The organism is Oleiphilus sp. HI0128, from assembly GCF_001635365.1.
Map to the genome: position 1 here is coordinate 1 of NZ_LWGG01001263.1, position 11,162 is coordinate 11,162.

Consider the following 11,162-nt stretch of genomic DNA (forward strand, 5'->3'; position numbering starts at 1 on the left):
TATAAAACTCATAAAATAGTGGATTAACAGGAATTTAGTTTAGTCCATACAACGTAAAGTCGCAGGGAATTTTGATGAGAAATTGTTTTATATCTATTGCTATACAAAAACTGATCCGCCAATAGTTTAGAGATGAGGCTCTCGCTTACAAATTACTTCTTTTTGATCAGTCTTTTGTTGTTGCAGGTGCTTCAATAGTTTTTTGGCAGAAGTCTTCACTTGTTTATTTTCATTCTTAGTCTGTAGCTCAATATACCTACCTAACATTTCACACTGTACGCATAAGTCCTGGAAACGCCCAAAGAGCGCTTGGTGGGCTTTGTAAGATTGTTTGGCTGAGTTTGTTTTGGAGCCAGTAAGCTCAGAGAGGTAGCGGCTTTTCTTAATTAGCTTACGGATATGGTGAAGGTCGTCATCTTGATTGCTTGAGGTTAAATTATCCATAAGTCGACTGATATTGTCTGATAGCTCAATTTGTTTGTCAGTAAGCTTGTCATCATTAGTTTTTCCACACAGCTGTTCAAATTCACTAGATCTAAGAAACTGCTTCCATTGTTTGTTGTCTCGAAGAAAACGTTCACTATTGGCGAATTCACAGAATGCTAACAGCTTCTCGTGACGTATTTTTTCGAGGTCTTGGTATAGTTGAGAAAGCCCCTCACCGTATGTGCCTTGCTCTTCACCAGAAATGACTGAAAGGTAGTTTAGAAATACGTCTAAATCTCTCAGCTCGCCAGTGAGCATTGCGTGCTGTTTTAAGTTCCGTAGGTGCTGATCAAGCGTTTTGTCTTTTGTTAAGGTGTAAATCATGCTAGCAATTGACCGGGTTTTTCTTAGACAAACTCTGTATTGATGAACAAATTCGGAATCTATATCTGCAAGACAGCCAGGCAATAAGCCCAAGGACATTTTGTGTAGTTTGAGTAAATTAGACCGGATTTGTGTTTGATCGCTTTCGGCGTCATGAGCTGCTTTGTTTACTTTACACATATATTCTTCATAGCTCGCCGACGTGGGCGTAATCAAGCGTCGTACTTTAGCCTGAAGAGGAGACAAAGCGGCCCAGCTTGGCGTATCAAGTTCTAAATGAACATAGCTGCAGGTAGGAAAACGTTTTATGGGTGTTTTTAATAGAAACTCGAGAAGTTCCTCAAAAGCGGGGTTATGGCCAACGATCAATACTTCATTTTCATCATCGCCGAGCTTATGCAGCCATTTTAGTAATTTCTTCCTGCTAAACGTGTATAGATCTTTGTCAGTTTTGACTTCAGTGAATGAGTTAGCGCATGTAAGGGTTGCCTGAATAGTTTGCCGTGCACGTTCTGCATTGCTGGAGTAGATGTTTGCTTGTAATGCGCCGTCAGCTTCAAGAATAGGAGACATGATAGCTATCTGACGTAATCCTCGCTTGTTCAGTGGTCTGTCTAAATCCGAAAGAGAAGGCTTAGAGCAACTGGACTTAGCGTGGCGTAAGAGATACAAGTGCTTCATCAGAAAGCCTCTAGAAATATCAAAAATGTTAGTGAGAAAAGTTCTTCCTCAATAATAAACCTTTTAGATGACAGTTAGTTTGCAAGGTTTTGATTGTATTTGCTAATTCTTACAGTTGTTCGTTGTTTTTGCTAAAGTGGTGTATGTCAAAAAACATGGATTAAGAAAGTACCTATGCCCAGCAAAGAACGATCAGACCTTAAAATATTATTATTACAAATCAGGGAAACCGAGCAAGTTAAGCAGGAAGAATTAGAAAGCTTTGCTCGATACAGTAAGCTTGATGTCACCCAATTTGATGTATTAAACGTTTTCGATCAGCCAGACTTTGCGAGAGATGTAGCGCAGGGCTACGATGCACTATTTGTAGGTGGAGCCAGTGAGGCAAATGTCTTGGAGCCTGAAACATATACTTTCGTGCCTCACGCTGAACGCTTGCTTTTACAGTGTGTCGAAAATGAAACCCCTGTATTTGCATCTTGTTTTGGTTTTCAGTTAGCTGCCCAAGCATTGGGACGTGAAATTATTGATGACAAAGAAAATTACGAGATGGGCACTATCCCAATATCTCTCACCGAACATGCTGCTTCAGATCAGGTCTTTCGTGGCATCAGAAATGACTTTCTCGCAGTATCGGTTCATCAGCAAAAAGCGATTTCGGCACCCGAAGGCTGCATAGAATTAGCCTATACCGATATTTGCTGCCATGCCTTTAGAGTTGCGAACAAACCATTCTGGGCATTCCAGTTCCATCCTGAAGTTGATCGAGATATTTTGATTGACAGGCTGACCTACTACAAAGAAAAATATACAGATGATGATGGGCATTTAACAGAGGTATTAGAAAGCGCCCAAGAAACACCAGAATCTAACCATTTGATAGGGTTGTTTGTTGATAGGGTGTTGTTAGGAAACTAATTGGCGGAGAGGGAGGGATTCGAACCCTCGATACCTTGCGGTATACACACTTTCCAGGCGTGCTCCTTCGGCCACTCGGACACCTCTCCGTTTTGAACTTTCTAGCTTCGCAAATGGTGTAAACCCTGTTACGCTCCCAGAAAGGTGCGCTACTCTAAACTAGCATTTTAATCATTGCAATAGTTGAACCCGTTAGTAGCTAATAAAAGTTAACTTATAGGTATATGTTCTCGTGAATATTCGGATTCCTCCACCACTTCAAACACTGATTGCAGCAGGCATTATGTATGGGCTGGATACTTTGATTTCAGTGAGTCTATATCGGTTTGGGCTCTTGGCTGGTATTGTTATGGCTGTCTTGGGGCTTGCGTCTGTGTTTTTCTTAATGCCAGCGGTATTTAGCTTCTGGAAAAATAAAACAACCGTTAACCCTATTAAACCTGAAAATGCGACCACGCTTGTGGTTGATGGAGTTTATAAGTACTCGAGAAATCCAATGTATGTGGGTATGGCAGCGCTGTTGCTTGCTTGGGCTGTGTATTTGGCAAACCCTTTTAACTTCTTAGTGTTTGCATTGTACGTCTATGTCATGACGGCAATTCAAATAAAGCCCGAAGAGCGTGCTTTGGTAAAGATCTTTGGGGCGAGTTACAGGGAGTATTGCGAACAAGTGAGAAGGTGGGTTTAGCAGCCTATTAGGTTAGAAAAAAATAGACTGCTATATGAGCTTTTACTAATTTTGATCAGGTATATTAATGGTTAGGTCAAATCCGCCGCCAACGCGGGGGGTAATTTGAAGCGGACCTTCATCAATACCGTGAGGAAGTTCAATCTTGTCAATTTGAGGAAGGTTGCCAATTGAAAAGGTAAGTTGATTGTCCTGTCTACTTAGCCCAAGATCGTTGGCACCGTCGCCACCAATATAGACAAAGTCGAAATCACCCTCGGGTACCGCGTAGCGTGTATCGTTCATGACTTCTTCCATTGTGCGAGTGTTAACCTCGTCGTAGGTTGGGATCACAACGTCAATAGGCGCGATGGTTGCTGAAGCAATCGCTGCATTTCGTAGCATTTCTTCACTGAGTAGGACAGAGCTGGCAGTGCCATCGACGTGGTTCTGTTGGTGCCCTAGCTTATCCATATCCTGGTCTACATTTTCAACCGGGGCAATTGTCAGGCTGGAGTAGGTTTTTTGAGTTGTCTCAATTTCCTGCTTTTTAGGCGTAACAATAATTGTCGAGTCCTTGATATAGGTTTCGGTTAACTCTGAACTGCTAAGAGATTTAACTTCTGCGCCAGCCATTAGTGGCAGTAGTAATAAAGGTGACGCTTTTAGGATGATGCTAGAGCTAGTGTTCATATTCGGTGCCTGCGATATTATACGATCAGCAGAATAACAGGTGAAAAAGTGAGCAACCTGTCAGCTATACTGTAATTATTTAGGCTGAGATCTGCTAATGCAAGGTTTATAGTCTATGTTTCTGTTAAGAAAAGTAATTATGCGGGATGTGTCTAGTTGAAGTTGCCCTTAGCTGAACGAGTTGGTGAGATGATTGCGTCACGCAGTAAGCGAAGTGACTATTTTCGATTATCCCAAAAAAATATATACATTTTCCCCTCGCGTGCGGGTTTTGCTTATCTGTTACTTTTGTTGTTGATGCTGATAACGGCAATTAATTATCAGAATAGCCTTATTTACCTATTTACATTCTTCTTAGGTGCGATTTTCTTTTTCTCTATCTGGATGTGTTTTTTGAATATGTCCGGGCTTGAAATTAGTAGTGGTAAAGAAGAGGGTGTATTTGAGGGGGAGCGCGGCTACTTTTACGTGAAATACAGAAAAGAGCAGGGAGTGGCATTTGGTCTTAAAGTGGGCTTTGATGCAGGACAAATGAGTGCCGTCCCTCCGGTAACGAATAATCTTAATGAATATCCGGTTCAAGGTGGACTTAAAAACCGGGGATACCATACCTTAAAAAGATTGCGTTTGGAGTCGTGCTTTCCCTTTGGGCTGGTTCGAGCCTGGACATGGCTGAAACTGGATGCCTCGCTACTCGTTTACCCAAAACCTGTAGAAGGGAGTCCTACAAAAGCAGAGAATAGCGCTGAAAAAGGTTTGAGGAGCGATCAAAGGTCCGATGACTATAATTCGCTTCGTGCTTATCAAGCGGGCGATTCTATGCAGCGTATTAACTGGAAAAAATATGCAAGCTCTGAATTGCTAGTGGTTAAAGATAATGACTTAACTGCTTCAGATGCAAGCCGTGTACGTTGGCAAGATTATGAACCCTACGGAAAAGAGCAACGCTTACAGTTTATGTGTGAGAAAATAACTCGGCTGTACAAGGCTAAGCAAGCTTTTGGTCTTGAGTTACCGGTGATAGTGATTGAACCTGATTCAAGTGAGGCGCACTATTATGCCTGCCTTAAACAGCTAGCCTTATATTAATTTGCACGTGATCATATTAGTGGCTTGATAATGCAGAAAGACTTAAGAGAAGGTGATGACAAAGCAGTGATCAGCGGACAGAGCAACGTATTTGCGGTCCGTGCGCAGCCGGTTGGCGCCTTGCTATTAGTTATCATCTTACAGCTGATATCACACAGTGATCATCTTCCCATATGGCTAATCGTTTTTACGTTATTCATCTGTGTCTATCGTTTTATAGCTTATAAGCGAAATAGCCCGCCGGTAAGCACATTTGTCAAAACATGCTTAACGCTTGCTTCTTGCGCGGTGTTTGTCGCGCACTATAAAACCAACTTTTCTGTTGAAATGGCTGGCGCCTTTTTGTTTCTGACAGCTGTGTTGAAGTTTCTAGAGATCAAGGCTGACAAAGAGTTGTTTACAAGTATTTTTACGATGCTGTATTTAAGTTGTGTCTCGTTTCTATTTAGTCAGGGTGTATTTCATACGCTGTTGCAGTTGCTACTGATAGCTGTTTGCTTTTACGTGTTGCTATCCCAGAATATAGGCGCTGAATTTTCTTTAGGGAAGCGTGGTATTTCTACTTTGGGTAAAATGCTTTTCAAACTCATGGCCGTGTCTATACCTCTTGTCATAGTGCTGTTTTTATTCTTTCCTCGTATAGCTCCGTTGTGGCATATGCCTTTCAAAACTCAGCAAGGAAAGACAGGTATTAGCAATGTTATGTCTCCTGGCGATATTGCCTCACTTACCAAGTCTTCCGAAGTGGCTTTTAGAGCAGATTTCAGTGGTGTTGTCCCCGCCAAGTCAAACCTTTATTGGCGAGGTTTAGTACTCGACGAGTTTGACGGCAGAGAGTGGCGGCAAAGTATTGAGTATTATCCGGTCAGTCGCTATAAAATTGACCCAGGCCAACTTTATTCTCATGACGGCGCTACTTACCAGGTGATGCTAGAACCGCATCAAAATCGTTGGGCTTTTGCTCTCGATGATGGGCAGCCCTTAAGTAGTAACTTACTGAAAGGTGAGATGGGCATTTTTAGCCTAAAAAACGATGCCATTCAGGCGACGCGATACAAGTTGAGTTATCAAGAGAGTCTTGGGATAGCGGTTGGCTCATTACCCTTTTTATCCGAGCTTAAGGGGGTGGATCGAATCAGAACGCCCGTTGTACAAGATTTGCAGCGACCAGGTGCATCTAGCAACCCTCGAACACAGCAATATATCGCGCAGATGAAGGCGCGATACCCTGAACCTGAAGCACTCTTTCGAGCCCTAATGGAAAACTTCGCCAAGCAGAATTTTTATTACACCCTTAAACCCGAGACGACTGGTGAGCACTTCGTCGATGAGTTTATGTTTGATACAAAAACGGGGTTCTGCGCGCATTATGCAGGGAGCCTCGCTTACATGTTACGGCTTGCAAATATTCCTGCTCGCGTAGTGATCGGGTATCAAGGTGGAGAGTTGCGCGATAATGGAAAATATATGGTTGTCCATCAATACGATGCGCATGCTTGGGTTGAAGTGTACATAGTTGGTAAAGGTTGGTTTAGGGCTGACCCTACCTCGATGGTTGCACCAGAAAGAATATTGGATGGTGGGGCTGATGCCTTTCGCGAGAAAGAAGGCTTTCTTGAAGACTCACCACTTTCATCAGTTGGGCAGCAATTAGCGCTTGTTAAGTGGGTGGGGCAATATGTTGATAAAATGAGTTATGGCTGGCAAAAATGGGTAGTGAATTACAATCAGGGAGAGCATAAAAAGTTTGTCAGTTCGGTATTAGGGGAGTACAGCCTTTTAAGTGTCGCCAGTTTATTTGCGTATGTGCTTGTCGCTATTTTTATTTTATTCACCATCTATTTGTGGGGCCAAAAGTATGCCTTCAAATATACCTGGACAGAGAAAAAATATATGATGTGCTGCTACGTATTAGCTCGAATTGGCTATAGCAGAACGCTGGGTGAAACGCCCAGGCAATATTTATTACGTATTCATTCTATCGCACCGCAATACCTCTATCGTATTTTAGAGCGAGTGACGAGTGACTTAGAGCGAAAGCAATATCAGTCTTGATGTCATCAAGGTAAAATTGGTCTTTGGTGTTGGCTAAAACGGTTAAAGGAATCAGGTAATGTCATTTTTTCCTTGGCAGGCGGCTCAGTGGGAGCGTGTGCTCAAGCAGGTAAGAGAAAATAAAGTTCCACACGCATTCTTGTTAAATGGTGTTGAGGGAATCGGTAAGCTACAGTTTGCGGAGAGTCTAGCAGCGTATCTTTTGTGTGAAAGTACGTCTGAGGGAAAGCTTGAGCAAGCTTGCGGCACTTGTAAACAGTGTCGTCTTGTCGAATCTGAAACTCACCCCGACTATAAGCATATTGGTCCCGAAGAAGGGAGCTCTATTCTTAAAGTCGATGCGATTAGAAATATGGTTGAGTTTTTCGCGCAATCGAGCATGCAGGGGGGGCGAAAGCTCGCAGTGTTATCTCCTGCAGAATCACTTAATCATAATGCGGCGAATGCGCTATTGAAAACCCTTGAAGAACCGAGTGGCGATTCCGTTATTATCTTAGTATCACATAGCTCGGGGCAGTTACTTCCAACGATTCGTTCTCGTTGTCAGGTGATTGACTTTTCGTTACCTGAAACGTCTGCAGCGAAGCAGTGGCTAGAAGCGGCGCTGAACAAAGACGAGCTTAGCTTGTCTGGAGCTGAGTTAGACTCGGTTTTAGCGCTGGCGGCCCAAGCCCCGCTAAGAGCTTTGGAGTACGTTAAAACGGGCGCGCTTGAAGAAAATCAACGTATGCTAGAAGAAATGGCTAGCTTTCTTCGTAAAGATGTTTTGGCCCTTGTTTTGGCTGAAAGGTGGAGCGATGATTTGTCGATTCTACGTGTAGAGTGGATGATTCAATGGTTGGAGCTCGTTTTAAAGGTCAAGTTGGCCAGCTTTTCCACTGAAGGACTTGCGGCGGCAAAAATGATCGACCATTTGGCTAAGGTTTCGACCGAGGCTCAGTTACTTGATTTATACAAAAGTGCCTTGGATCAACTGCGTTTGTTGCTCGGTACAAGCAATCCTAACAAGCAGCTGGTGTTTGAGTTTTTATTGAACCAATGGGCTGGCTTAATGGCTAAAAGAACGGTTTAATAAAGATCTCAAAAGTGTGAAGCAATTTTCAATTGCTTGCCTATACTGAAGATATATCACCTTAATACTACTCGAAACTGTTCGGGTTACAGTGGGTGCAACGACCAATTAGTGCTTTGTATTCAAGTGTTTGTACGGGCGCGTTATTGTTAAGAGAATTGTATGTCAGCAGGATTTGGGGCGCGTAGTGGTATCCTTACCCTAACAATCAAGGATAAAGCTGTTTTATATGCCGCCTATATGCCGTTCATTAAAAACGGCGGACTATTTATACCTACCGCAAAAAACTATCATCTTGGCGATGAGGTGTTTTTGCTGTTAAATCTAATGGAAGAACCTGAAAAAATCCCGGTAGCTGGGAAGGTTATCTGGGTGACTCCTAAGGGTGCTCAGGGTAATCGAGCAGCGGGCATCGGTGTTCAGTTTAACGAAGAAGATGCTACTGCCAAAAACAAGATTGAAACCTACCTGGCAGGCTCTTTAAGCTCAGATCGTCCTACACATAGTATGTAATAATAGGGGGGTGCCCCAATTTCTTGATACGATTCTTCAAGTGAGTCGCATAGATACGCATTTTTAGTTAGTATGTGCGGCTTTATCGTTGTAACAAGAGCGCGCTTGATTTTCATGTTTATTGACTCCCACTGCCACCTTGATCGTCTGAAATTAGCTCCATATGAAGGCGACTTGTCGCTTGCAATTTCAGCTGCCAAAGAAAACCTTGTAGACAAATTGCTTTGTGTCGCAATTGACCTGGAGCATATTGAAGAAGTGCTTCAGATTGCAGCTAAATTTCCCGATGTCTATGCTTCGGTTGGCGTGCACCCAGGTAGTACCGATTGTGAAGAGCCCACTATTGAACGCCTATTATCGCTTGCTGAGCGTGAAAAAGTCATTGCGATTGGAGAGTCGGGGCTGGATTACTATTATGGCCTGGAGCATAAAGATCTTCAGCTGGAAAGATTCAAGCGTCATTTAATTGCCAGTAAAGAATGTCGAAAACCAATTATTGTTCATACTAGAGATGCGAAGGAAGATACGCTAAACCTCATTGGCCAATACTCAGCCCCTGATGTCGCGGGAGTGCTGCATTGTTTTACTGAAGATTGGGATATGGCCTCCAGAGCGATGGATCATAACTTTTATATCTCATTCTCAGGTATTGTTACGTTTAAGAATGCTGTAGAGCTAAAGGATGTTGCTAAGCGAGTCCCATTAGAGCGCATGCTGATAGAGACGGACTCTCCTTATCTCGCGCCGGTTCCGTATCGTGGCAAGCCAAATGAGCCTAAGTATGTACCTGAGGTTGCCAAATATATTGCACAGTTAAAGGGCTGCAGCGTAGAAGAGGTTGCTGAGGTCACAAGTGAGAACTTTAAGAAACTGTTTAGACTCTAGCGAATTATCATAAAGGTTGAATGGAATGGAGTTAGGCCCTTTTAGTATTCAAACCGATAAATTGCGTTTGTCGGGTTATAAAAATAGTGTACGTCATGGTGTGCCGGTTATCGCACTGCATGGATGGCTCGACAATGCGGCTTCGTTTCTACCCCTATGCAACTACCTAAATCTAGATCGTCCCTTCTATGCAGTCGAAATGGCTGGGCATGGTTGGAGCGAGCATAGGCCAAGTTCGTCGTCTTATCATTTAGTCGATAATGTGGTGGATATTGCCGTGTTTATAGATTCTGTGCTCGAACAGATTGATGATGCGGGCGAGAAAGTTACCTTGATTGGTCATTCGTTAGGTGGGATTGTGTGTTCGTTTTTAGCTGCATCAATGCCAGAAAAGGTTGATAAACTAATTCTATTAGATAGTTTAGGGCCTCTAACAGACGAAATAGAAAATGTATTGCCACAGCTTAAAAAAGCGGTAGCAAAGGCTGCTCAGACGCGAGAGAGTAAAAAGACCATTTACCCAACTAAAGAAATGGCTATTCGCGTTCGAATGATGGGGATTGGAAAAGTATCAAAAGAAGCAGCGCAGCTGTTAATTGAGCGAGGTACAGAGGAGGTAGAAGGTGGTTATATTTGGCGCTCAGACCCGAAATTACTAGCCCCTTCTATGGTACGGTTTTCTGAAAAACAAGTTGAAGTTGTGTTAAATGGTATCGAATGTCCGGTCTTTGTTTTATGTGGTAAACAAGGGTATTTCTCGGATGCTCAGAGGACTCAAAAACGGGTATCTTATTTTAAGGATGTTACGCGCTTTGACCTAGAAGGTGGGCATCACTTCCACATGGATGGTGATGTTGCAGCAACAGCGGAGTTAATTGATGAAATTATCGATAAGTAAAAAGAGTCTGGTTTTCACTTTATTGCTATCTTTTTTCTTGGTACAGGATGTGCTGAGTTCAGGCTTGGAAAATTATAAGGCTGTCTCTTTAGAGGGCAGTGTTGAAAGCTTAGCTTCTGAACAGATGATCGTTTTGAGCGCGCCGAAGCGCATCAGTAATACCTTGAGTATCGAGAAGCAAGAGTTTGTTGCAGGTGATGTCGAGTCACGTTTATATCGGCTCAAAAGTGGTGTTGAGCTAAGTCAGGCTTTTGATTATTACCTGGAGTCTGCAGCAGTAAAAGGCGAAATCTTATTCCAGTGTAAAAAACGCGCTTGTGGCAGCAGTAATTACTGGGCGAACAAAATTTTTGATGAGCATAAGCTGTATGGCCGTGATAGTGATCAATACTATGTTGCAAGCAGGGCACTCAGTAAGGGGAAAGAAGTCTGGTCGGCCGTCTATTTTGTGCAGAATGGCCTTAGGCAGCGTTTCATATATGAGCTGACTGTGACCAAAAGCTCGGCTGCTGATGGGGATTATGCGGAGCCAGTTGGTGTCTGGCTTAACGGGTCTTCCATGGGCGAGGGTGATGTTACGAAAAACCAAGCGGAGGCAATAGCCCGGTATATTGAGTCGGTAGAAGCCTCTGAGCTATATTTGGTTGTCTATGCAGATCAAGAACTGAAGCCAACCAAAGTGCTTTGGGATCAGTTGCGTACAAAAGGTGAGGTTCAGGTAGCAGTGTTAAGTAAATCCCTAGGGCAAGCCAAATTACCTATCACGCTTCGAGTACTTGGGCCATTGCATGGAGAGCCTTCGTTTGAAAAGCTTCCTGTTTGGTTCAGGTTGTATGCGTATTGATCGTTAATTGTTCAGTATTCGTTGTGCATTTTTATGA

General features: G+C 43.1%; 11 protein-coding genes and 1 tRNA gene. 9 read left to right on the forward strand and 3 right to left on the reverse strand.

Annotated elements, in window-relative coordinates; genetic code table 11:
• Nucleotides 1-126: 126 nt before the first annotated feature.
• Complete coding sequence (locus tag A3763_RS21290) at nt 127-1,491, reverse strand: CHAD domain-containing protein (protein ID WP_082880551.1); 1,365 nt, start codon at nt 1,489-1,491, stop codon at nt 127-129.
• Between the two features lie 174 nt (nt 1,492-1,665).
• On the opposite strand from A3763_RS21290, the gene A3763_RS21295 reads away from it, so the two are divergent.
• Nucleotides 1,666-2,409, forward strand: coding sequence for a type 1 glutamine amidotransferase (locus A3763_RS21295; RefSeq protein WP_068513692.1), 744 nt, complete (start codon nt 1,666-1,668; stop codon nt 2,407-2,409).
• Nucleotide 2,410: 1 nt separating this feature from the next.
• On the opposite strand, the gene A3763_RS21300 is transcribed toward A3763_RS21295, so the two are convergent.
• A tRNA-Ser gene (locus A3763_RS21300) sits at nt 2,411-2,498 on the reverse strand.
• Nucleotides 2,499-2,641: 143 nt separating this feature from the next.
• On the opposite strand from A3763_RS21300, the gene A3763_RS21305 reads away from it, so the two are divergent.
• Entirely contained in the window at nt 2,642-3,097 is a 456-nt protein-coding gene (locus tag A3763_RS21305) for an isoprenylcysteine carboxylmethyltransferase family protein (protein ID WP_068513689.1), read from the forward strand.
• A 45-nt stretch (nt 3,098-3,142) separates the two neighbouring features.
• Here A3763_RS21305 and A3763_RS21310 read toward each other — a convergent pair whose 3' ends face one another.
• Nucleotides 3,143-3,769 carry a hypothetical protein gene (locus A3763_RS21310; RefSeq protein ID WP_068513687.1) on the reverse strand — a complete coding sequence of 209 codons (627 nt, stop codon included), beginning with the start codon at nt 3,767-3,769 and terminating at the stop codon, nt 3,143-3,145.
• 399 nt (nt 3,770-4,168) lie between these two features.
• On the opposite strand from A3763_RS21310, the gene A3763_RS21315 reads away from it, so the two are divergent.
• The 7 genes from A3763_RS21315 to A3763_RS21345 all read left to right on the forward strand — a co-directional run bounded on the left by A3763_RS21315 (nt 4,169) and on the right by A3763_RS21345 (nt 11,125).
• Complete coding sequence (locus A3763_RS21315) at nt 4,169-4,858, forward strand: DUF58 domain-containing protein (protein ID WP_231872279.1); 690 nt, start codon at nt 4,169-4,171, stop codon at nt 4,856-4,858.
• 30 nt (nt 4,859-4,888) lie between these two features.
• Entirely contained in the window at nt 4,889-6,913 is a 2,025-nt protein-coding gene (locus A3763_RS21320) for a transglutaminaseTgpA domain-containing protein (protein WP_068513681.1), read from the forward strand.
• A gap of 58 nt (nt 6,914-6,971) precedes the next feature.
• Nucleotides 6,972-7,985 (forward strand): DNA polymerase III subunit delta', encoded by a 1,014-nt coding sequence (locus tag A3763_RS21325; protein WP_068513678.1) that lies wholly within the window; start codon nt 6,972-6,974, stop codon nt 7,983-7,985.
• A gap of 162 nt (nt 7,986-8,147) precedes the next feature.
• The gene (locus A3763_RS21330; protein ID WP_068513675.1) at nt 8,148-8,498 is read left to right on the forward strand and encodes a PilZ domain-containing protein; all 351 of its coding nucleotides are present in this window, start codon (nt 8,148-8,150) and stop codon (nt 8,496-8,498) included.
• 114 nt (nt 8,499-8,612) lie between these two features.
• A complete protein-coding gene (locus A3763_RS21335; protein ID WP_068508560.1) occupies nt 8,613-9,383 on the forward strand; it encodes a TatD family hydrolase in 771 nt (256 codons plus the stop codon).
• Between the two features lie 25 nt (nt 9,384-9,408).
• Nucleotides 9,409-10,281, forward strand: a complete 873-nt coding sequence (locus A3763_RS21340) for an alpha/beta fold hydrolase (RefSeq protein WP_068513671.1) — start codon at nt 9,409-9,411, stop codon at nt 10,279-10,281.
• Nucleotides 10,262-11,125, forward strand: coding sequence for a DUF4892 domain-containing protein (locus A3763_RS21345; protein WP_068553128.1), 864 nt, complete (start codon nt 10,262-10,264; stop codon nt 11,123-11,125). Before A3763_RS21340 ends, A3763_RS21345 begins: the two co-directional genes overlap by 20 nt.
• Nucleotides 11,126-11,162 lie beyond the last annotated feature (37 nt).